Source organism: Mycobacterium sp. TKK-01-0059 (genome assembly GCF_000709305.1).
Classification (GTDB): Bacteria; Actinomycetota; Actinomycetes; order Mycobacteriales; family Mycobacteriaceae; genus Mycobacterium; species Mycobacterium intracellulare.
On the sequence record NZ_KL446993.1, the window covers coordinates 2,055,981 to 2,077,609 of the forward strand.

Below are 21,629 nucleotides of genomic sequence, written 5' to 3' on the forward strand. Positions count from 1 at the left end.
TATGACGTGGGCCGACGAGGTGCTCGCCGGGCATCCGTATGTCGTCGCCCACCGCGGTGCTTCGGCGGCGCGTCCCGAACACACGCTGGCCGCCTACGATCTCGCGCTCAAAGAGGGCGCCGACGGCGTGGAATGTGATGTGCGGTTGACCCGCGACGGCCATCTCGTGTGCGTGCACGACCGCCGGCTGGACCGCACCTCGACCGGAGCCGGCCTGGTCAGCACGATGACGCTGGCTCAGCTGCGCGAGCTCGAGTACGGCGCGTGGCACGACAGCTGGCGCGAGGACGGCACGCACGGCGACACCAGTCTGCTGACGCTGGACGCGCTGGTTTCGCTGGTGCTGGATTGGCATCGGCCGGTAAAGCTGTTCATCGAAACCAAGCACCCCGTCCGGTACGGCTCGCTGGTGGAGACCAAGCTCCTGGCGTTGCTGCACCGTTTCGGCATCGCCGCGCCCGCCTCGGCCGATCGGTCCCGCGCCGTGGTGATGTCGTTCTCGGCGTCCGCGATCTGGCGGATCCGGCGGGCGGCGCCGCTGCTGCCCACCGTGCTGCTGGGCAAAACGGCGCGCTACCTGACCAGCGGCGCGCCCACCGCCGTCGGCGCCACCGCCGTCGGGCCCTCGCTGCTGACGTTGAAGGAATATCCCCAACTGGCGGACCGCGCCATCGCCCAGGGCAGGGCGGTGTACTGCTGGAACGTCGACGAGTACGACGACATCGACTTCTGCCGCGACGTCGGCGTGGCCTGGCTGGCCACCCACCACCCGGGCCGCACCAAGGCGTGGCTCCGCGGCGATCCCGCCGGCCAGGTCAGCATCTAGGTCGGTCCGCTACTGCTGGCCCTCCGCGGCGGTGGGCGGCAGCGGCGCGTCGGCGGCCAACGCGTCGAACAACCGGCCGGCCGCGTCGTGATTCCACACCACCACCGCGCCGGCGTCACCGCTGGTGAACTCCCCGATCGGGACGGTCATGGTGGCGGTGGGCCCGTGCAACGCCCAGCCCAGCCGAGCCAGGTCCCAGGTGTGGTCGTCCTGGTCGACGGTCAGGGCGTCGGCGGCCGCGCGCGGGACCGAATACCAGCGCCGGGGATCGAGCCACACCGCCGGGCTGCCGGCGCGATGCAGCAGTTCGGCCACGAACTGACGCTGATTGACCATGCGGGCCAGGTCGGCCCGCGGGGTGTCGCGTGTCCGGACGTATCCGAGCGCTTGCCGGCCGTCGAGCCTCTGGCAGCCGGCCGGCAGGTCGATGCCGGCCAGCGGGTCATCGATCGGGGTCGTCGGGCACGCCGTCACCCCGCCGAGCGCGTCGACCAGCGCGGCGAACCCGCCGAATCCGATCTCGGCATAGTGATCGATGCGCAATCCGGTCGCCTGTTCCAGGGTGCGGACCAACAACCGCGCGCCACCCATCGAGAACGCCGCGTTGACCTTGTCCTTCCCGTGATCCGGGATCGGCACCAAAGAATCGCGGGGTATCGACACCAGCGCCGTCGGAACGCTGGACCCGACCCCCGGCACGTGAACCAGCAGGATCGTGTCGGTGCGGCCGTCCCCGATGTCGCCGCCGGTGGCCAAGTCCTGTTGCTGCGCGGCGCTCAGGCTCTGGCGGCTGTCCGAGCCGACGATGAGCCAGTTGGTGCCGCGGCCGGGCGCGGGGCGTTCGGGATAGTCGGCGAGCACCTGCTCGCGGTGCAGTTTGGTGTCGAACCAGACGGCGCCGGCGACCAGGCCACCGCCGATCAGCAGCACGGTCACGACCAAGAACGACACCATGGTTCGGATCCAGCGGCGCCGCTTGCGGGGCGCGCGTGGTCGGGGCGGGCGCGGTCGCTGCGCCGGGGCGACGCCCGCCGGAGCCGGTGGCGCCGGGCGGTGCAAGGGTTGGGTCTCCGCGGTCGGCGACGGCGGCGGGGCGCCCTCGCGGCGGATCACCTGCGGCGGCTCGGGGCGCGGCAGGACCGGCGGGCCCGGCGGAGCGGGCCGCCGACGCTGCGGTGCGCGGTCGCGGTTCACCTGGCTAACGTACGTGCCCGGCGGCGCACCGCGATCAGGACTAGTTAGCCGCGGGCACGCAGCCCATTGATGAACGGGCACCCCATCAGCACCCGAATGGCCTGGCGCAGGCCGGTCATGTCGTCCACCGGTTTGTGGAACGGAAGCCGGACGTCGTGGTCCTGGTCGGTGCCCTCGACGCGGAACCGCACGCCGTAGCGGTCGAGCCCCAGCGGTCGCACGTGCCCGCGGCGCAGGGGAGCCGGCAGCCGGGATACCAACCGCGCCAGGACGTCGCCGTGGGCGGCGTCCAGGTGCCGCAGCAGGCTCGACTCGAGCGCGCAGAACGGGTCGGGGCGGGCGGCGAGAAGGTCGTCGACGGCCACCGGCTCCGCGCCGGTCGCGTCGGTGACCACGACCGAGGCGATCTCGAGCCGCAGCAGCGTGTACCGCTGCTCCTGCCCGCCGGGGGGCGCGCACCTCGGCGTGTCGACGCCGAGCAACGCCGGATTCGGGCATTCGGCGGCGATCACGTCGAGCGTGGAGAGGATCTCGGCCGGGGGCACCTGCTGCAGGCGTCCGCGCACCCACACCAGCGAACGGACGGGTTCGCGCAGGGGAAGCGGTGCGTAGTCGGTCAGCTCCAGCAGCGCTTGCGATCCCGCGATGGGCCGCCCGCGTTGCTGTTCGACGGGCAGCGCCAGCGCGAAGGAGCCGTCGTCCATCAGGTGGTGCACGGGCGTGGGGACCGGGTCGTCGTGCTCGATCGCCAGGAGCGCGCCGCCGGCGCGCACGCACGCGCTGCGGATCCGTTCGGCGGTGGTCGGGGCGTGGCAGCTCAGCGGTAATACCATTCTCATCCTTATGCTTAGGTAAGCCTAAGTTAACTTACGCCGGTTGGCGTCGCAAGGGTTTTCTGTGCGGCGCGCCGCTAGGGTTGGGACGTGGCCCGCATCGCTTACCTCGGTCCGGAAGGGACCTTCACCGAGGCGGCGCTGCGGCAGATCACGGCCGCCGGCATGGTTCCCGCCCCGCACTCCGACGGGGTGCAGTCGGTGCCGTTCGACAGCACCTCCGCGGCGTTGGCCGCGGTGCGCGACGGCGCCGCGGACTACGCGTGCGTCCCGATCGAGAACTCGATCGACGGTTCGGTGACGCCGACCCTGGACAGCTTGGCCATGGGCTCACCGCTGCAGGTCTTCGCCGAGACGACGCTGGACGTCGCGTTCAGCATCGTCGTCAAACGGGGATGCCGCGCCGCCGACGTGCGCACGTTGGCCGCCTTCGGGGTGGCCGCGGCGCAGGTGCGGCAGTGGGTGGCCGCGAACCTGGCGGATGCCGAACTGCGGCCGGCGTACTCCAACGCTGACGCCGCCCAGCAGGTCGCCGAGGGGCGGGTCGATGCCGCGGTGACCTCGCCGCTGGCGGCCACCCACTGGGGCCTGGACACCCTGGCCGACGGTGTGGTCGACGAGCCCAATGCCCGCACCCGCTTCGTTTTGGTCGGACTGCCGGGCCGCCCGCCGGCCCGCACCGGAGCCGATCGGACCTCGGTGGTGCTGCGCATCGACAACGCGCCGGGCGCCCTGCTGGCGGCGCTCGCCGAGTTCGCCGTCCGCGGCATCGATCTGACCCGGATCGAATCCCGGCCGACCAGAACCGGACTCGGCACCTACCGGTTTTTTGCCGATTGCGTCGGACACATCGACGACGACGCCGTGGCCGAGGCACTCAAGGCGCTGCACCGTCGTTGTGCCGATGTGCGATATCTCGGATCTTGGCCCACCGGTTCGCCCGCCGGGGCCCTGCCGCCGTCCGCCGACGAGGCGTTGCGCTGGCTGGCGCGCGTCCGCGACGGAAAGCCCGACGATCCTGCCGGGGGGTCGCACCGGTGAGCGGTCGCTTGATCCTGGTGCGCCACGGCCAGTCCTATGGCAACGTCGAGCGCCGGCTGGACACCCGCCCGCCCGGGGCGGAGCTGACGCCGTTGGGCCGCGACCAGGCCCGGGCGTTCGCCCGCGGCTCGGGCCGGCCGGCGATGCTCGCGCACTCGGTGGCCACCCGGGCATCGCAGACCGCGGCGGTGATCGCGGACCAGCTCGCCATGTCGGCCATCGAGGTGCCCGGCATCCACGAGGTGCAGGTCGGCCGGCTCGAAGACCGCAACGACGACGAGGCGGTCGCGGAGTTCAATGCCATCTACGACCGCTGGCATCGCGGCGAGCTCGACGTGCCGCTGCCCGGCGGCGAGACCGGCAACGACGTGCTGGACCGCTACGTGCCGGTGCTCACCGACCTGCGCCTGCGCTACCTCGACAACCACGACTTCCACGGCGACATCGTGGTCGTCAGCCACGGCGCCGCGATCCGGCTGGCCGCCGCGGTCCTGGCCGGCGTGGAGGCCGACTTCGCGCTCGACAACCATCTCGAGAACGCCCAATCGGTGGCCCTGACCCCGATCACCGACGGCCGGTGGAGTTGCGTGCGCTGGGGGACGTTGACCCCGCCCTTTTATCCGGAGGCCGAGGCCACCCCGGTCGCGGACGCGGTGCGATCAAGCACCGACCCGATGGGTTAGACGTCGATCAGACGGCCAGCGCGATCACTTCGGTGCAGGCACAGCCCACGGCTTCGCAGTCGATGACGAAGGCGTGCGGCAACAGTTCGGGGCTGAAGCAGTCCGGCTCGGTGCACTCCGACCGGTGCAGCGCGTGGTGAATGATGGTGCCGTGACAGTGATCTAAGCCTGCCCGGCAGTCGCGGCAGTCAGTGCTCATAACGCGTTCATAGCACCCGCCGGGGACAAATCCGGGACGCCGCGCCAGTCAGGCCCAGCCGAGTTCGTGCAGCCGGTCGTCGTCGATGCCGAAGTGGTGCGCGATTTCGTGGATCACCGTGATGGCCACCTCCTCGACGACCTCGGCCTCGGACTCGCACACGTCCAGCAGCGCCTCGCGGTAGATGGTGATGGCGTCGGGCAGCGCGCCGGCGTAGTCGGAGTCGCGCTCGGTCAGCGCCACCCCCTCGTACAGCCCGAGCAGTTCGGCGTCCTCGGGATGGCGATCCTCGACCAGCACGACGACGTTGTCCATCGCGGCGGCCAGCTCGGGCGGTATCAGATCGAGGGCGTCGGAGACCAGTTCGTCGAAGCGCCGCGGGTCCATCCGCACGGGCACCCGGCTAGCCACCCGGTGGGGGCTCGGCGGGCGGGGCTGGCGGCGGGGGCGCCTCGGGTGCCGGGTTCGCGGGCGGTGCGCCGTTGTCCGCCGGCGGGGGCGGTGCTTGCGGCGCGGGAGGCTGCTGCTGGGGGGCCTGCTGGGGTTGCGGTGGCTGCTGGGGCTGCGTCACCACGGGTTGCTGGCCGGGCAGGTGCTGATTGTTCGGCGGCATCTCCGGCGCCGTGGTGGACTGGTTGGACGGCGCCTGCGCCGGGACCTGCAGCGGAATCGGCGGCATGGTCAGGCGCTCTTCGGGAATGTCGGGCGGCGGCACCGGGGGCTGGCCGTTGATCAGCAGCTGACCCTTGGCGCTGTTCAGCAGGGTGGCCCAGCCCCCGTTGCCCAGCGTTGCGCCGATGCTGCAGGCCACCTCGCGGCTGCCGGCCGTCCAGCTCGCCAGCGGTACCGTGGGGTAGATCAGGGTCAGCGTGGTGGTGCGCAGCTTGACCGGCGCCAGGTAGGCGTCGGTCATCTTGGTGCACGAATCCTTGATGAAGCTGTCCTGGTCCGGCTCGGCGGGCAGGGCGTCGGGAAACCTCTCGGCCAGGTTGACCGTGCCGGTGACCTCCATCGCGTGCGGGGCCGCGCAGTCCACCGGCACATCGGTCGGCTGGTTGGTCGCCGGATCGATGCCCAGGCAGGTGCCGGCCGGCCAGACCTTGGACTGGTCGACGTCGGCGACCTTGCCCTTGAACGCCTGCTGCTGGTTGTTCGTGGCGGGCAGTTGCAGGCCGCACAGCATGCGGCGATCGCCGGACTGACGCCACGCGCGGTCGCCGGGCCACAGCAGGCTGACGGTGAACTTGCTGTTCGGGTCGAACTTGAGTCCGAGGTAGTTGCGGACGGACGCCTCGCACTGCTCCTGGGTGATCTGCTGGATGCGGGCGGGCGTCGGGGGCGCGGCGTTGGGCCCGTACTCCGAGCCCGGGAACGTGCGCATGTCAATGGATTCGGCCACTTCGAACTTGTGGTCGTCGCCGCAGTTGACGATCTTCGCCGACTCCGGTGTGGCGTCGGGCCACATCAGGCATTCGCCGCGGGAGGCGCGGTTGAGGGCGGCGTCGCTCTTGGCCCCGGTGCTGCGCACGGGGCTGCTGTCGAGGAGTCGCCCCGATTCGGTGCTGACCGGGATCGCGGTCACCAGCCCGGCGATCAACAGGCCCCCGAGCGCGGTCAGCAGCAGCGCCCGGCGGGTGGCCCGGGCCTGCAGGCTGCGCGGCCACAAGAAGGCCGACGGCTGCTGTCCGGACGGCTCACCGGTCGAGGCGGCGGGCGTCTCGACGGCGGGGCCTTCCGAACGTTCCTTCTCGGGCGCTTGCGACATCGGGTCCATTCTGACAGGACGACCTGAGGCGCGTGACAAAAGTTACTGATGTGAGTCCTGAGCCGGGCCGGCGGGGACGCTGTGCCGGTCGGGCGGTGCCGGTGAAAGTAGTGTCAGGGCCGTGATCGACCTGAAGCTGCTCCGGGAAGACCCCGACGCCGTGCGCCGCTCCCAGCTCAGCCGCGGTGAAGACCCGACGCTGGTGGACACGCTGCTGTCGGCCGACGCCGCACGCCGGGCCGCCATCTCCTCCGCCGACGCGCTGCGCGCCGACCAGAAGTCCGCGAGCAAGAGCGTCGGCGCCGCGTCGCCCGACGAGCGGCCCGCGTTGCTCGCGCGCGCCAAGGAACTGGCCGAGCAGGTGAAGGCCGCCGAGGCCGCCCAGGCCGAGGCGGAGGCGGCGTTCACCGCGGCGCACATGGCCATCTCGAACGTCGTCATCGACGGCGTCCCGGCCGGCGGGGAGGACGACTTCGCCGTCCTCGACACCGTCGGCGAACCCCCGGCGCTCGATGACCCCAAGGACCACCTCGAGCTGGGCGAGTCGCTGGGCCTGATCGACATGCAGCGCGGCGCCAAGGTGTCCGGCTCGCGGTTCTACTTTTTGACCGGCCAGGGCGCGCTGCTGCAGCTGGGCCTGCTGCAGCTGGCGGCGCAGCTGGCAGTCAGCAACGGTTTCACCCTGATCATCCCGCCGGTGCTGGTGCGTCCAGAAGTGATGTCGGGCACCGGATTCCTCGGCGCCCACGCAGAAGAGGTGTATCACCTCTGCGCCGATGATCTTTACCTCGTCGGCACGTCCGAGGTGCCGCTCGCCGGCTACCACGCCAACGAGATCCTCGACCTGTCCGGCGGACCGCTGCGCTATGCGGGCTGGTCGTCGTGCTTCCGGCGCGAGGCCGGCAGCCACGGCAAGGACACCCGCGGCATCATCCGGGTGCATCAGTTCGACAAGGTCGAAGGCTTCGTCTACTGCACGCCCGCCGACGCCGAGGCCGAACACCAGCGGCTGCTGGGCTGGCAGCGCGAGATGCTGGCCCGCATCGAGGTGCCGTATCGGGTGATCGACGTGGCCGCAGGCGATCTCGGCTCGTCGGCCGCCCGCAAGTTCGACTGCGAGGCGTGGGTTCCCACGCAGGGCACCTATCGCGAGCTGACGTCGACGTCGAACTGCACCACGTTCCAGGCGCGCCGGCTGTCCACCCGCTACCGCGACGGGAACGGCAAGCCCCAGACCGCGGCCACGCTCAACGGCACGCTGGGCACCACCCGCTGGCTGGTGGCGATCCTGGAGAACCACCAGCGGCCCGACGGCAGTGTGCGGGTTCCCGAGGCGCTGGTGCCGTTCGTCGGCGCCGAGGTGCTCGAGCCGGGTGGGTAGCTAGCGCCCGCCGGCCAGCTGCCCCGGGGTGTGGCCGAACGCCCGCCGGTAGGTGTCGATGAACGCACTCGCTGTGGCCCAACCACATTCGGCTGCCACCGACGTGACATCGCGCCGATCGGCGAGCAACACGAGGGCGTGCTGCAGCCGGACCTGGGTGCGCCATTGGGGGAACGTCATGGCCAGCTCGTCGCTGAACAAACGGCTCAGCGTGCGTTGGCCGACGCCGACCCGATCGCCGATCTGCTGCAGCGTCAACGGCTCGCGCAGGTTGTCGGCGATCAGTGCGCACGCCTGGCGCAGCCGGGGGTCGACGGGCGTGGGGATCCACAGCGGCTCCGCGACGCCGGTCGCCCGCACCTGGTCGTGGAGGACGGCCAGCATCCGGTGATGCTCGGCGGTCTCGGTGCCGTCGGCCTGCGAACACGCGATGATCAGTTCGCGCATCAGCGGGCTGACCGCCAGCACGGCCGGCGCCCGCGGGCCGCGGCGGTAGCGGCCGGGATCCAGTGCGACGCCGTGAAATTGCGTCGTGCCGTGGAACTTGTGTTCGTGCCAGCATCCGGCCGGTATCCAGATGGCGCGATTCGCCGGCGTGATCCACGTCCCGGCCGGGGTGGTCACCGACACCGCGCCCGAGGACGGGTACACGATCTGGTGTTGCGGATGGCGGTGCCGTTCGATCCGCGCACCCGGCGGCAGCGTCTGCGCCGACGTGACCAGTCCGTGGTGGCTGATTTCCGACATATCTCGGCAGGATATCGGAATCACGCACCCGCCGTCGCGGCCTAGCGTGGGCGGTATGGCGATGAATCTGATCCACCGACGGCGCTGCAGCTCCCCGTCCTGGGAAAGGGCGGTGGCCGATCAGCTGCTGCCGTGGGCGCTCCACGGCGTCGAATTGGGCACGCGCACTGTGGAAATCGGCCCCGGATACGGCGCGACGCTGCGCGCCCTGCTCGATCGCACGGAATCACTCACGGCCGTTGAACTCGACGGCGCGATGGCCGATCGCCTGCAGCGCCGCTACGGCGAGCGGGCCCGGATCATCCAGGCGAGCGGCACCGAAACCGGCCTGCCCGCGGCCGATTTCACGTCGGTGGTGTGCTTCACGATGCTGCACCACGTTCCCACCGCCGCGTTGCAGGATCAGCTCTTCGCCGAAGCGTTCAGGCTGCTGCGGCCGGGCGGGGTGTTCGCCGGTAGCGACGGCGTCCCGTCGCTGGCGTTCCGACTGATCCACGTTGCCGACACCTACAACCCCATCGCGCCGAAGGACTTGCCCGGCCGGCTTCGCGCCGCGGGATTCACCGACATCGACACCGACGTCAAGCGTGGCCGGCAGCGATGGCGGGCCGCCAAACCTGGCTAGGCGCTGATCTTCGGCGCGGCCTCGCCGGTGACCTGCGCGTGCCGGCGCTGCCGTTCCATCGTCGCGAAGTAGAAGGCGAACGCGAACGCGAAGCTGGTGAACAGGCTGGACACGAAGTACAGCCAGGGGTGGCGCAGCCCGCGCCGGTAGCCGTCCACGATCGTAAAGATCGGCAGCAGAATCACATTCGCGATCGTGTAGTCCTGGCTGGCCGAGCTCGCGGCGGGGTTGGTGAACATCAGCTTGATGTATTCGGCCCAGCTTCCGTGTTCGCCCCACAGGGGATTGGTGGAGCCCTGCGAGTATTCGTGCACGAACGTGATGTTGAAATACCAGCCGAGCGCCACGGACGCGATGCCGACGACGTAGTAGACGATTTCCATCGGCGAAAACAGTGGGCCGTTGGCCGGCCGGGCGAAGACCTTCGAGTTCGACATGACGATCCAACCGATGACCGCCAGTCCGAGCACCGCGTGAGTGAGTAGCGAGACCATGGGCGCAGTCTCACCCGCGCCGCAAAGTTTTGTCAATATTGACACAACAAACCGAATGGCCAAACCGAAGTGTTGGTATCTTGCTGCAATGGTCAGGCCCGCTCAGACGGCGCGCAGCGAGCGCACGCGCGAAGCGTTGCGCCAGGCCGCCCTGGTGCGGTTCCTCGCCCAGGGCGTCGAGGACACGTCGGCCGAACAGATCGCCGCCGACGCCGGGGTGTCGCTGCGGACGTTCTATCGCCACTTCAGCTCGAAGCACGACCTGTTGTTCGCCGATTACACGGGGCTGCACTGGTTTCGCGCTGCCCTGGACGCCAGGCCGGCCGACGAACCGATCATCGACTCGGTGCAGTCGGCCATCTTCTCGTTCCCGTACGACGTCGACGCCGTCACCAAGATCGCCGCGCTGCGCCAGGACGAGCTCGACCCCGGCCGCATCGTCCGCCACATCCGGGAGGTCCAGGCCGACTTCGCCGACGCCATTGCGGCACAGCTGCAACGGCGTGGCCGCGGTAACGCGGAGCCGACGGCCGACCAGCGGGTGCGCACCGCGGTGACCGCGCGGTGCATCGCGGCGGCCGTCTTCGGCGCGATGGAGGTCTGGATGGTCGGCGACGAGCGGTCTCTGGGCGAACTCGCGCGGCTGTGCCACGCGGCGTTGGAGTCGCTGCGGGCGGGGATCACCGACTCCTGGCTCACCGCGACCTCCGGGCAAGTTTCGTCATAATTGACAAAACTTTGGGGCCGTGCGAGCCTCCTTTGCGGAGGGCAAGAACATGACTGGATATGACGCGATCGTCATCGGCGCGGGGCACAACGGTCTGACCGCGGCGGTGCTGCTGGCCAAGGCCGGGCTGCGGACGGTGTGCCTGGATCCCAAGCTCTACGCGGGCGGGATGGCTTCCACCGTCGAGCTTTTCGACGGGTATCAGTTCGAGATCGCCGGCTCGGTGCAGTTCCCGACGTCACAGGTGGTGGTCGACGAGCTGGGCCTGGACACCCTGCCGACGATCGACCTGGACGTGATGTCGGTGGCGGTGCGCGGGGTCGGCGACGATCCGCTGGTTCAATACAGCGACCCGGTCAAGCTGTTCACCCACCTCAACGAGGTGCACGGGGCCGACGCCGTCAACGGGATGGCGGGGCTGATGGCGTGGAGCCAGGGCCCGACCCGCGCGCTGGGCCGCTTCGAAGCCGGCACCCCACCCAAGAGCATCGACGAGATGTATGCCTGCGCCACAAACGAATTCGAGCGCGCGGCCATCGACGACATGCTGTTCGGCTCGGTCACCGACGTGCTGGACCGCTACCTGCCCGACCGCGAGAAACACGGCGCGCTGCGCGGTTCGATGACCGTGCTGGCCGTCAACACGCTCTACCGGGGCCCGGCCACGCCGGGCAGCGCGGCCGCGCTCGCCTTCGGCCTCGGCGTTCCCGACGGCGACACGATGCAGATGAAGAAGCTGCGCGGTGGCATCGGCGCGCTCACCTCGTACCTGTGCGACGTGCTGGAAAGCCACGGCGGGGAGGTTCGGCTGCGCACCAAGGTGACCGAGATCCTCGTCGCGGACGGCCGGGTGACCGGGGTGCGCACCGAGGCGGGGGAGACGCTGCACGCCCCGATCGTCGTTTCGGGCATCGCCCCGGACACCACGCTCAACGACCTGATCGATCCCGCCGCGCTGCCCGCCGATATCCGGGCGCGCTATGCGCGCATCGACCACCGCGGCAGCTACCTGCAGATGCACTTCGCGCTGGACGAGGCCCCCGCCTTCGCCGCGCCGTATGAGGCCCTCAACGCACCGGCCATGCAGGCCTCCATCGGCCTGTTCTGCACGCCGGAAGAGGTCCAGCAGCAGTGGGAGGACGCGCGGCGCGGGATCGTTCCGGCCGATCCCACGGTGGTGCTGCAGATCCCCTCGCAGAACGACCCGGACCTCGCCCCGGCGGGCAAGCACGCCGCGTCGGCGTTCGCGTTGTTCTTCCCGATCGAGGGGGACCCAAACAAGGCAAGCTATGGGCAGGCGAAGGTCGAAATGGGTCAGCGGGTGATCGACAAGATCACCCGGCTCGCACCGAATTTCGAACGCAGCATCATCCGGCACACCACCTTCACGCCCAAGCACATGGGGGTGATGTTCGGCGCCCCGGGCGGCGACTACTGCCACGGTCTGTTGAACGCGAATCAGGTCGGCCCCAACCGGCCGGGACCCAGGGGCTTTCTGGGCCAGCCGATCCCGATCGAGGGGCTGTACCTGGGCAGCGCGGGATGCCACGGCGGACCCGGCATCACGTTCATCCCCGGCTACAACGCGGCGCGACAGGCGCTCGCCGACTGCGGACTCTAGCCGCGGGCGGCCAGCAGTGCGTCGAGCAGCGCGGTGAACTCGTCGGGACGCGCCGGCGTGAACGCGGGGCTGGGCCAGGTGCCCGGTACGTCCAGGGTGATCAGCGTCGACCGCAGCGGCCGTCGGATGTCCAGGGGGAGCCAGCGGCGGAAATCGGAGCTGCCCCAGATTCGGAGCCGCTGCGTGAACAGGCCCAGGCTTTCGGCTTTGTAACCGCGGATCGAGTCGAGCGCGATGACCTTCGATGTGCCCGACGGAAAGTGGTAGCGGCGCAGCGTGATCGCCGCGCGATCCAGCTGAACCAGCCCATCGTCGTAGGAGTCGTAGGAGCGGTGGGAGTCGTTCACGCGCGGCGACTCCGCAGCTGGTGGCCCCGCGCGGTCAGGCACCGCCCGTCGTCCAATCGCCACTGCCACCCGTGCAGGTTGCAGGTCAACGTGTCTCCTTCGACCACACCGAATTTCGACAGGTCGGCCTTGAGGTGGGGACAACGGCGCTGGATCTCCCAGCCGTCCAGCGTGACCGACGCCGAGTCGTCGTGGGTTTCGGCGAACCAGCCGTCGGCGTAGGCGATGCGTTCGTCGGTCAGGCACTTGAAGAAGGTGTAGAGGTACTCGTTGTAGCCGCCGACCCGCCACGCCCGAAAGCGGGTGGACAAGAAGATGGTGTTGACCCAGTCGGGTTCGCGGTCGCGCAGCACGGTGCGCACCAGCTCCGGTGCGATCTCGAATCCGTAGCGGACCTTCTCGTCCGGAATCCGTTCCCGCACGGCGCGTTTCGGGAAGTCCAGGATCACGGTCTCCGGACCGAGTACCAGTTCGACGGGGTAGCCGATCCCGTCGCAGATCTCGTCGCTTTGGGACATGATCGGCTCGAACAACGCGCGCAGCGGTTCCAGGAGGGGCTCCCCGGCCGCGGGGGCCCAGCTCGTCCGCTCGGCGGCGACGACGGGCGCCATCCGCTCGGCGTACGCGGCGATGTAGTCGGCCTTGCCCGTGGTGAAGATGGCCTCGACCTCGTCGGTGGGCAGCGGGTGGCGCAGCGAATTCAGGGTGGACCCGGTGAAGTCGGCGGTCGACCCGGGCATCATCAGCAGGCCGCCGTCGTGGCCGTGCGTGCGCATCTGGTCCAGGAACACCATCTGGTCCGGAAAGATGTTGGCCGGATCCGCGTGGTCGTCGTTGAGGTGGCGCAACTCGGGATCCAGGAAGCACGGCGGCCCCGCGGACGGGACGACCCACGTAGCCCCGACCTGGGCGAGGTACTGGCGGGCGCGGTCCATCTGCCGTTGCCGCTTCTGGACGCCGAAGGACTCCTTGGCGCGCGCCGGCATGTCGTAGACCATCGGGTACCAGATCGCCCCGGAGTACTGCAGCAGGTGCACATCGATGTGCCCGAACTCGGCGGCCAGCACGTCCAGGTCGACGGGCCGGGCGTCGTTCATGTTGAAAACCGTTGTGGCGCCGTCGCAGACCAGCAGCGCCGAATCGCCGATCGGGCCGTCGGCGGGCGCCCGCAGGGCGATGATCATGACGTCCAGGCCGCCACGGGGACCGTCGATCCGATGCTTGACCGAATCGCTGGTCTCGAAGAATCGGTGAAAGCCCAATTCCTGCAACGCGTTTCGCAGGTCGGGCACGGGAAAGTCCGGCAGCAGGACCGTCGCGTCCTTGTTGACGTGTTCGGCCAGGTTCTTCGCGTCGAAGTGGTCCTTGTGCAGGTGCGAGACGTACAGGTAGTCGCAGGCGCCCAGCTTGTCCCAGTCCAGCGTGCTGTTGTCCGGGAACGGGAACCAGGAGGCGAAGTAGGCCGGATTGACCCAGGGGTCGCAAAGGATGCTGCCCGCTTGGGTCTCGATCAGAAATCCGGCGTGGCCTACGCTGGTGACCTGCACTAATACCTTTCCGGGGGGCGCTGGGGACCGAGTCGGGGTCGGCCGGCGGTGACGGTTTTTGCGCCCCCGAGCTTAGCGCGAGGCGCCATCCGGGGGCGCCGCGCAGCCCGGAGCACTAGGCTGATGAGCTGTGGAACCGGTTTACGGGACTGTCATCGCACTAGCCCGCTTGGTGTGGCGCGCGCAGGGGCTGAAGATCACGGTCACGGGTGTGGAGAACCTCCCGACGAGCGGCGGTGCGGTCATCGCGATCAACCACACCGGCTACCTGGACTTCACGTTCGCGGGGTTGCCCGCCTACAAGCAGGGCCTGGGCCGCAAGGTGCGGTTCATGGCCAAGCAGGAGGTCTTCGACCACAAGGTCACCGGGCCCATCATGCGCAGCCTGCGCCACATCTCGGTGAATCGGCAGGACGGCGCCGCCTCCTACGAGGCTGCCGTCCGGCACCTGAAAGACGGTGAGCTGGTCGGGGTTTACCCCGAGGCCACCATCAGCCGCAGCTTCGAGATCAAGGAGTTCAAATCGGGCGCGGCCCGCATGGCGGTCGAGGCCGGGGTGCCGATCGTCCCGCACATCGTCTGGGGCGCCCAGCGCATCTGGACCAAGGACCACCCGAAGAAGCTCTGGCGGCCGAAGGTGCCGATCGTCGTGGTGGTCGGGGAGCCGATCGAGCCGACGCTGGGCATCGAGGAATTGAAGGGCCTCCTGCATTCCCGGATGCAGCACCTGCTCGAACGCGCGCAGGAACTCTACGGCGCCCATCCCGCCGGGGAGTTCTGGGTGCCGCACCGGTTGGGTGGGGGCGCCCCGTCGCTGGCGGAAGCGGCCCGGCTGGAAGCCGAGGAGGCGGCCGCGCGGGCGGCGCGCCGGGCGCGCCCCGCAGGGGCGCCGGAGCAGTGATCGATGGTGGAGCCGACCTTCCGCACGCTGGAGCTCCTGGCCCAACTGGCGGTGACGGCCACCGGCACCAAAATCACCTACCGCGGCGAGCAGCACATCCCTGAGCGGGGTGGGGCCGTGGTGGCGATCAACCACACCAGCTACGTCGACTTTTTGCCCGCAGGCCTGGCCGTGCACCGCCGGGGGCGGCGTTTGCGGTTCATGATCAAGGCCGAGATGCAGCAGGTCGGGGTGGTCAACTTCCTGATCAAGCACACCCGCACGATCCCGGTGGACCGGGGCGCCGGCGCGGGCGCCTACGCGGTGGCCGTGCAACGGCTGCGTGAGGGTGAGCTGGTGGGCGTGTACCCCGAAGCGACGATTAGTCGCAGCTTCGAGCTCAAGGAGTTCAAGACGGGCGCCGCGCGGATGGCGCTGGAGGCGAACGTCCCGATCGTCCCGGTGATCGTGTGGGGGGCGCAGCGCATCTGGACCAAGGACCACCCGCGTAAACTGGGTCGGGCCAAAATTCCTGTCACCGTGCAGGTGGGCGCGCCGTTGGAGGTGCGCGAAGACATTGCGCAGACCGACGCTGCCCTGCGCGACTCGATGACGACGTTGCTGCACGAGGCGCAACGGGACTATCCGCACGAGCCCGGGGCGTACTGGGTGCCGCACCGGCTGGGCGGGACGGCCCCGACCCGCGCGGAGGCCGCGCGCATCGAGGCCGACGAGGCGGCGGCCCGATCGGCCAAGAAGGCCGCCAACCGGGCCGACCGCCCGTCGCAGTAGGCGAAGGAGACAACATGCCTGAGGGGTTCTACCGGCTGGCGGAGTGGATCGTGCCGCCGATGGTCGCCATGCAGGGAACCAAGTTCACCTATGAGGGCCTCGAGAACATCCCCGAGCGGGGCGGCGCCCTGCTGGCCCAAAACCACACCAGTTACTTGGACTGGCTTCCCACGCTGATGGCCGTCCGGGAGCGCCGGCGGCGCGCGTATTTCATGATCAAGGCGGAGATGGCCGACGTGAAGGCGGTCAACTACGTCATCAAGCACGCCCGGCTGATCCCGGTGGATCGCAGGTCGGGTCACGACGCCTTCGACGCGGCGGTGCAACGCATGCGCGAGGGCGAGCTGATCGGGACGCACCCCGAGGCCACCATCAGCCGCAGTTTCGAGCTGCGGGAATTCAAGACCGGGGCCGCGCGCATGGCGCTGGAAGCGCAGGTGCCGATCGTCCCGGTGATCGTGTGGGGCGCCCACCGGATCTGGCCCAAGGACCATCCGAAAAAGGTGCTGCGCAACAAGGTTCCGATCACCGTGGTCGCCGGGCGCCCGCTGCCACCGCGGGGCACGCCCGAGCAGCTCAACGCGGTGTTGCGTGAGGCGATGAATGCCCTGCTGTATCGGGTGCAGGAGGAATACCCGCACCCGAAGGACGAATTCTGGGTGCCGCGCCGATTGGGGGGCGGCGCGCCCACCCAGGAGGATTCCCGGGCCATCCGGTTGTCGGAATTGCAGGAGCGGATGCAGAAGTACGGAACCGACGGCGTCACGCGCCCGGGGCAGACGCAAAGCGGATTGCATTGAGCGGTCGGGCCCGAGGACGATGAAGCCGACGCTCATCGCCTGCGACGTCGACGGCACCCTGTTCGACGACGACGAAAAGATCACCCCGCGCACCCGCGACGCCATTCGCGCCGCGGTGGACGCCGGTGCGCAGTTCGTCGTGGCGACCGGGCGCCCGCCCCGGTGGATACGTCCCGTCGTCGACGCGCTGGGCTTCGCCCCAATTGCGGTGTGCGCCAACGGCGCCGTGATCTATGACTCCGCCTCCGACCGGGTGATGTCGACGCGCACGCTGTCCGTCGACACCCTCGCCGAGTTGGCGGAGCTGGCGACTCGCGTCATCCCCGGCGCGGGTCTGGCCGTCGAGCGGATCGGCGAACGCGCCCACGACACGGCGACCCCGCAGTTCATCAGCTCGCCGGGCTACGAGCATGCCTGGCTCAACCCCGACAACACCGAGGTGTCGATCGAGGACCTGCTCAGCGCCCCGGCGATCAAGCTGCTCATTCGCCGGGCCGGGGCCCGTAGCTCCGACATGGCCGCCGAGCTGGCCAAGCACGTCGGCATAGAGGGCGACATCACCTACTCCACCGACAACGGCCTGGTCGAGATCGTGCCACTGGGGATCAGCAAGGCCACCGGGGTGGACGAGATCGCCAGGCCGCTGCAGATCGCTCGCGAGGAGGTGGTGGCGTTCGGCGACATGCCCAACGACCTGCCGATCCTGCGCTGGGCGGGTCACGGCGTGGCGATGGGCAACGCCCATCCCGACGTGCAGGCCGCCGCCGACGAGGTGACCGCCGCCAACAACGACGACGGCGTGGGGCGGGTGCTGGAACGTTGGTGGCTTTAACGCGCCTCAGGTGGCGCCGGGGTGCGCGGGTAGCGAGAAGTGCTCGGCGGGCACCGTTGGGCCGCTTGGCAATTGGGTGGCCAGCGGCGTCGTGATGCCGTCCACCACCTGGGTGACGTTTCCGGTCAGCCGCTCGAAGTTCAGCGTCCCGTGCTGGAAGTTCTGCGTAATCTGCAGCGGCTCTTGTATTTCCGCGCTGGTCGGCAACCCGAGCGGGCCGCGCTCGTAGCTCTGCGATCCCCAGGCGTCGTAGATGGCGCCGGTGACCGGCTGGGGGCCGGTCTCGGGTGACCAATACATGGCGCCCCGGGCGAAGGTGACAAAACGGGCGTCACCGGCCGCGCTGTCCTCGGGCGCGGTCGGCGCACCCAGCACGCTGTTCATCCCGCCGATCGCCTGCCAGTGATCGTAGATCGCGCCGCCCTGCAGCGCCTTGATCAGTTCCTCCGGCGGGTCGTTGAAATGCGCTGCGATGTCCCGTATCTCGTCCATCAGCGCGTAGGCGGCGTTGCCCGGGCAGTCGGTGTTGCCGACGTCACGGTGGGTGAAGATGGTCGGCAGCGTCGCGACCGAACCCGCCGGGAAGGTGGTGTAGTGGCTGCCGGCCGACTCCAGTTGCACCGTGCCCTTGGGGTCGACGCCGTCGATGCCCAGCCGCCAACCGAGCAGGCGGCCGACGGTGCGCAGTTGGATCGGTGTCGGGGGCACGTCGTCGAAGTTGCCGATCATCGACACACCCCAGGTGTTGCGGTTGAACCCGCCGGTGTGGAAGGCCTCGACCGCCTTGGTGAGCCCGCCGGCGCTGCCCTCGAACACCTGGCCGTACTTGTCCACCAGCGCGTTGTAGGCGATGTCGCACCAGCCCAGCGTCTTGCTGTGGTAGGTGTAAATGGCCTTGACGATCCCGGCCGATTCCAGCGGCGAATAGTCGTTACTGCCCGCGGTGTGATGGATGACCGCGGCGCGAATCCCGTTGTCGTACTGCGGGCTACCGCATCGCAGCGATTCGTCGGCACCCCATTCCGCGCGGCTGATGATGGGGGGCGCCTGCCCCGGCATTACCACGCCCGACGGCGGCGTCCACTGCGTTTGGTTCGGCGCTTGGGGCGGGGAGATGAGGACGGCGGAGATGTTCTGCCCGAAGGGCTGTTCCCTCGACGCCGGTTTGTACCCCAGATCCTTCGCTTCAGTCGGGGACGCCGGGGGCGGCTGCGTCGCCTTCGCGTCGAGCGGTCGGGTCACCGCGATCTGGACGGTGGTCGTGGTGCCGACGAAGACCGGGTCCGTGCCGCGCGGCCCCTCCGCGACGCCGGCCGGATGGGCGGCCCCCGAAGGGTCGGGCGCCGCGGTTTCGTACTCCGTCTGATACCAGGGGCCCCACGAGCCGTCGGAGTGTCTGGCGCGCACCCGGGTCGACGTGCCGGCCAGGTCGCCGGTCAGCGCCACCAACGAGAACGGAGTGTCCTGACCGATTTCGCGAACCGTGACTCCGGCGCCCAGTCCGATCAGCGGTTGCTCGACGAGCTGGGTGCCGCGCGCCGGCGCCGGGCCGGCGGCAACGCGACCGCGCGTCGCGTCCCCCACCCACGAGACGATGACGACGGTCGCCGCGATGGCGGTGAGCATCATCGTCGGCGCGCGACTGCGAGACACCAGCCGATGTTACGTGTGTTTCTAATGTTATCTATGAGACGACACGAGGTTGGGCGCGGCCGATTCTCGACCAAAATCGACGGCACCGCAGATGATTCTGCGGTGCCGTCTGGTGGAGGGTTCGGGTAAAGGTCAGACCGGGGGCAGTGCCGGCACCGCGCCCGCGGCTGCCGGCAGCGCACCGGCGGCACCCGCGGCGGCCGGGAGTGCTCCCGCCGCGGCACCGGGCAGGGCGCCCGCGGCGCCCGGCAATGCACCCGCGGCGCCCGGCAGAGCGCCCGCGGCGGCACCCGGGAGGGCGCCCGCGGCCCCGCCGCCCTGCATGCCCTGCGTGATGGCCGGCATCACCAAGCCCTTGAGCAGGTCGATCGCCTGACCGGCGCCCAACTGGTTGGCCGCCTGCATGACGTCGTTGACCAGGCCGCCACTGGCGCCGGATCCAGAGCCACCGCCCAGCCCGGTGCCGCCGCCGATGGGCGAAGCGTTACCGAACGTCGACGGGTCGCCGAGGATCGGGTAGGTGCCGCCGACGCCCGGGTCCAGGCCGGCCCCGGAGTCGATGGGAACTTCGCTCGGCGACAGGGTCGGGCTGCCCAGCCCCGGCGCCACCCCGGCCGGGCTGGTCAGCCCGGGGTTGGACAGCGCGGGGTTCAGCCCGGCGCCCGGGGTCGCGATCCCCGCGCCCGGGGTGGCCGGCAGCGCACCGGGCGCGGTGAGCCCGGGCGTCGTAGGAGCCGCGCCGGGGTTCGTGAGGCCCGGGCTCGCCAGCCCGGGGCTGGTCAAACCGGGGCTCGTCAGGCCGGGGCTGGTCAAACCGGGGCTTGTCAGGCCGGGATTGGTCAGGCCCGTCGTCCCCAGCCCGGGGGACCCGAGGCCCGGAGTGCCCAGGCCGGGACTGGCGAGACCGGGTGTGGTCGCGCCCCCGCTCAGGGCGGGAACCGGAGGCATGTTGATCCCGAATTGCGACAGCCCCTGGGACAGCGCGCCCATCAGCTCGCCGGGCAGGTCGCTCATCACCGCGGCCTGCTTGAACTCGTGATGCTCGGGCGCCTTGTTGTCGGCCGTCGATTCGTAAACAAGGAAGTATGCGCACGGACTCGCCACTGCCAGGGCGGCAACCGCGCTCATGGCTGTCGAGAGCTTGCGTCGGCGTCGGTTCGGCACGGAAGTCTCCTCTATCTGACTATGTGTTGTGTCGGCGGTCCCGCCGGTCCTGTCTGGCTGGAATCACACACAGTCGATGGTACGAGTGGGGACCCTGTTACTAGAGTGGTGATATTGAATCGTGAGGCAATTGCGACCAGGACTGTGATCGCGAGCCCGGGACCTCCCACCGGCCCCCGCGAAGGCCCCCGCGACGGCGCCCGTCAAACGGCCGGCCCTCTCCGTGGCCTCGCCAAATGGGTTAGGGCCCCGCGGTCGGATACCCTAAGCAACCGATGACAGCTCGTTTCGATCTTTTCGTCGTCGGCTCTGGATTCTTCGGACTGACCATTGCCGAGCGCGTGGCTACCCAGCTTCAGAAGCGTGTACTCGTGGTGGACCGCCGTCCGCACATCGGCGGCAACGCCTATTCGGAAGCCGAGCCGCACACCGGCATCGAGGTGCACAAGTACGGCGCCCACCTGTTCCACACCTCAAACAAGAGGGTCTGGGACTACGTGCGGCAGTTCACCGAGTTCACCGACTACCGGCACCGGGTCTTCGCCATGCACAACGGGCAGGCCTACCAATTCCCGATGGGGCTGGGCCTGGTGTCGCAGTTCTTCGGCAAGTACTTCACCCCCGACGAGGCCCGCAAGCTCATCGCCGAACAGGCCGCCGAGATCAAGACCGAGGATGCGCAGAACCTCGAGGAAAAGGCGATCTCGCTGATCGGCCGCCCGCTCTACGAGGCGTTCGTCAAGGGCTACACCGCCAAGCAGTGGCAGACCGACCCCAAGGAGCTGCCCGCGTCGAACATCACCCGGCTGCCGGTGCGCTACACCTTCGACAACCGCTATTTTTCCGACACCTACGAGGGCCTGCCGGTCGACGGGTACACGGCGTGGCTGCAGAACATGGCGGCCGACGACCGCATCGAGGTCCGGCTGGGCACCGACTGGTTCGACGTGCGCGATCGGCTGCGGGCGGACAGCCCCGACGCGCCGGTCGTCTACACCGGCCCGCTGGACCGCTACTTCGACTACGCCGAGGGCCGGCTGGGCTGGCGCACGCTGGACTTCGAGCTGGAAGTGCTTCCGATCGGGGATTTCCAGGGCACACCGGTGATGAACTACAACGACGCCGACGTGCCCTACACCCGCATCCACGAGTTCCGGCACTTCCACACCGAGCGCGACTATCCGGCCGACAAGACCGTGATCATGCGCGAATATTCGCGGTTCGCCGAGGACGACGACGAGCCCTACTACCCGATCAACACCGAGGCCGACCGCGCCGTGCTGGCCGCCTACCGGGCCAGGGCGAAGTCCGAAACCGCTTCGGCGAAGGTGCTTTTCGGCGGTCGGTTGGGCACCTACCAGTATCTGGACATGCACATGGCCATCGCCAGCGCACTGAACATGTACGACAACGTCCTCGCGCCGCACCTGCGCGACGGCAAAGCTCTAGTGGGGGAGAGCGACTGATGCGTGCCACGA

At 69.5% G+C, this 21,629-nt stretch carries 22 protein-coding genes and 1 pseudogene; 12 read left to right on the top strand and 11 right to left on the bottom strand.

Annotation, left to right across the window (positions count from 1 at the left end):
• The first annotated feature begins 1 nt into the window (after position 1).
• Positions 2-826, top strand: a complete 825-nt coding sequence (locus tag K883_RS09935) for a glycerophosphodiester phosphodiesterase (RefSeq protein WP_014710805.1) — start codon at positions 2-4, stop codon at positions 824-826.
• A gap of 9 nt (positions 827-835) precedes the next feature.
• On the opposite strand, the gene K883_RS09940 is transcribed toward K883_RS09935, so the two are convergent.
• Both K883_RS09940 and K883_RS09945 read right to left on the bottom strand, forming a co-directional pair.
• Positions 836-2,020: an LCP family protein gene (locus tag K883_RS09940; RefSeq protein ID WP_020821330.1), complete on the bottom strand. Its 1,185-nt coding sequence runs from the start codon at positions 2,018-2,020 to the stop codon at positions 836-838.
• Positions 2,021-2,064: 44 nt separating this feature from the next.
• Positions 2,065-2,853 carry a DUF2470 domain-containing protein gene (locus K883_RS09945; protein ID WP_008262966.1) on the bottom strand — a complete coding sequence of 263 codons (789 nt, stop codon included), beginning with the start codon at positions 2,851-2,853 and terminating at the stop codon, positions 2,065-2,067.
• A gap of 90 nt (positions 2,854-2,943) precedes the next feature.
• Here K883_RS09945 and pheA point away from each other — a divergent pair, with 90 nt between their 5' ends.
• Positions 2,944-3,894, top strand: a complete 951-nt coding sequence (gene pheA / locus K883_RS09950; protein WP_020821331.1) for a prephenate dehydratase — start codon at positions 2,944-2,946, stop codon at positions 3,892-3,894.
• Entirely contained in the window at positions 3,891-4,577 is a 687-nt protein-coding gene (locus K883_RS09955; protein WP_008262970.1) for a histidine phosphatase family protein, read from the top strand. Before pheA ends, K883_RS09955 begins: the two co-directional genes overlap by 4 nt.
• A 7-nt stretch (positions 4,578-4,584) precedes the next feature.
• Here K883_RS09955 and K883_RS09960 read toward each other — a convergent pair whose 3' ends face one another.
• The 3 genes and pseudogenes from K883_RS09960 to K883_RS09970 form a co-directional block, all read right to left on the bottom strand.
• Positions 4,585-4,776: a hypothetical protein gene (locus tag K883_RS09960; protein WP_009956962.1), complete on the bottom strand. Its 192-nt coding sequence runs from the start codon at positions 4,774-4,776 to the stop codon at positions 4,585-4,587.
• Positions 4,773-5,175 (bottom strand): annotated as a pseudogene (locus K883_RS09965) (metallopeptidase family protein). Before K883_RS09965 ends, K883_RS09960 begins: the two are co-directional and overlap by 4 nt.
• A gap of 4 nt (positions 5,176-5,179) precedes the next feature.
• Complete coding sequence (locus K883_RS09970) at positions 5,180-6,550, bottom strand: septum formation family protein (RefSeq protein WP_020821332.1); 1,371 nt, start codon at positions 6,548-6,550, stop codon at positions 5,180-5,182.
• Positions 6,551-6,662: 112 nt separating this feature from the next.
• On the opposite strand from K883_RS09970, the gene serS reads away from it, so the two are divergent.
• Positions 6,663-7,922 (top strand): serine--tRNA ligase, encoded by a 1,260-nt coding sequence (gene serS / locus K883_RS09975; RefSeq protein WP_020821333.1) that lies wholly within the window; start codon positions 6,663-6,665, stop codon positions 7,920-7,922.
• On the opposite strand, the gene K883_RS09980 is transcribed toward serS, so the two are convergent.
• The gene (locus tag K883_RS09980) at positions 7,923-8,669 is read right to left on the bottom strand and encodes an AraC family transcriptional regulator (protein WP_014381609.1); all 747 of its coding nucleotides are present in this window, start codon (positions 8,667-8,669) and stop codon (positions 7,923-7,925) included. It lies immediately after the preceding gene.
• Positions 8,670-8,724: 55 nt separating this feature from the next.
• Between K883_RS09980 and K883_RS09985 the strand changes: the two genes are divergently transcribed.
• Positions 8,725-9,294 carry a class I SAM-dependent methyltransferase gene (locus tag K883_RS09985; protein WP_020821334.1) on the top strand — a complete coding sequence of 190 codons (570 nt, stop codon included), beginning with the start codon at positions 8,725-8,727 and terminating at the stop codon, positions 9,292-9,294.
• Here the strand turns inward: K883_RS09985 and K883_RS09990 are convergent.
• Positions 9,291-9,788: a DUF2834 domain-containing protein gene (locus K883_RS09990; RefSeq protein WP_036454333.1), complete on the bottom strand. Its 498-nt coding sequence runs from the start codon at positions 9,786-9,788 to the stop codon at positions 9,291-9,293. The genes K883_RS09985 and K883_RS09990 overlap by 4 nt on opposite strands.
• Positions 9,789-9,876: 88 nt before the next feature.
• Here K883_RS09990 and K883_RS09995 point away from each other — a divergent pair, with 88 nt between their 5' ends.
• The gene (locus K883_RS09995) at positions 9,877-10,515 is read left to right on the top strand and encodes a TetR/AcrR family transcriptional regulator (protein ID WP_014381611.1); all 639 of its coding nucleotides are present in this window, start codon (positions 9,877-9,879) and stop codon (positions 10,513-10,515) included.
• A 49-nt stretch (positions 10,516-10,564) separates the two neighbouring features.
• Complete coding sequence (locus K883_RS10000; RefSeq protein WP_020821336.1) at positions 10,565-12,136, top strand: phytoene desaturase family protein; 1,572 nt, start codon at positions 10,565-10,567, stop codon at positions 12,134-12,136.
• Here K883_RS10000 and K883_RS10005 read toward each other — a convergent pair.
• A complete protein-coding gene (locus tag K883_RS10005; protein ID WP_020821337.1) occupies positions 12,133-12,483 on the bottom strand; it encodes a hypothetical protein in 351 nt (116 codons plus the stop codon). The genes K883_RS10000 and K883_RS10005 overlap by 4 nt on opposite strands.
• Positions 12,480-14,030 (bottom strand): MBL fold metallo-hydrolase, encoded by a 1,551-nt coding sequence (locus K883_RS10010; protein WP_020821338.1) that lies wholly within the window; start codon positions 14,028-14,030, stop codon positions 12,480-12,482. The genes K883_RS10005 and K883_RS10010 overlap by 4 nt, the downstream gene beginning before the upstream one ends.
• 130 nt (positions 14,031-14,160) lie before the next feature.
• Here K883_RS10010 and K883_RS10015 point away from each other — a divergent pair, with 130 nt between their 5' ends.
• Genes K883_RS10015 through K883_RS10030 form a run of 4 tightly spaced genes read left to right on the top strand, consistent with a single transcriptional unit; the run spans position 14,161 to position 17,334 of the window.
• Positions 14,161-14,931, top strand: a complete 771-nt coding sequence (locus K883_RS10015) for a lysophospholipid acyltransferase family protein (RefSeq protein WP_008262996.1) — start codon at positions 14,161-14,163, stop codon at positions 14,929-14,931.
• A gap of 3 nt (positions 14,932-14,934) precedes the next feature.
• On the top strand, positions 14,935-15,702 hold the full coding sequence (locus K883_RS10020; RefSeq protein WP_020821339.1) for a lysophospholipid acyltransferase family protein: 768 nt from the start codon (positions 14,935-14,937) through the stop codon (positions 15,700-15,702).
• Between the two features lie 14 nt (positions 15,703-15,716).
• Positions 15,717-16,502 (top strand): lysophospholipid acyltransferase family protein, encoded by a 786-nt coding sequence (locus K883_RS10025; protein ID WP_014378849.1) that lies wholly within the window; start codon positions 15,717-15,719, stop codon positions 16,500-16,502.
• A 19-nt stretch (positions 16,503-16,521) separates the two neighbouring features.
• Positions 16,522-17,334 (top strand): Cof-type HAD-IIB family hydrolase, encoded by an 813-nt coding sequence (locus tag K883_RS10030; protein ID WP_020821340.1) that lies wholly within the window; start codon positions 16,522-16,524, stop codon positions 17,332-17,334.
• A gap of 6 nt (positions 17,335-17,340) precedes the next feature.
• Here the strand turns inward: K883_RS10030 and K883_RS10035 are convergent, their stop codons facing one another.
• On the bottom strand, positions 17,341-18,987 hold the full coding sequence (locus tag K883_RS10035) for an LGFP repeat-containing protein (protein WP_179945054.1): 1,647 nt from the start codon (positions 18,985-18,987) through the stop codon (positions 17,341-17,343).
• A 132-nt stretch (positions 18,988-19,119) separates the two neighbouring features.
• Positions 19,120-20,151: a PirG gene (locus K883_RS27490; RefSeq protein WP_179945055.1), complete on the bottom strand. Its 1,032-nt coding sequence runs from the start codon at positions 20,149-20,151 to the stop codon at positions 19,120-19,122.
• Between the two features lie 275 nt (positions 20,152-20,426).
• Between K883_RS27490 and glf the strand changes: the two genes are divergently transcribed.
• Positions 20,427-21,617: a UDP-galactopyranose mutase gene (glf, locus tag K883_RS10045; protein ID WP_020821344.1), complete on the top strand. Its 1,191-nt coding sequence runs from the start codon at positions 20,427-20,429 to the stop codon at positions 21,615-21,617.
• The last annotated feature ends 12 nt before the right edge of the window (positions 21,618-21,629 follow it).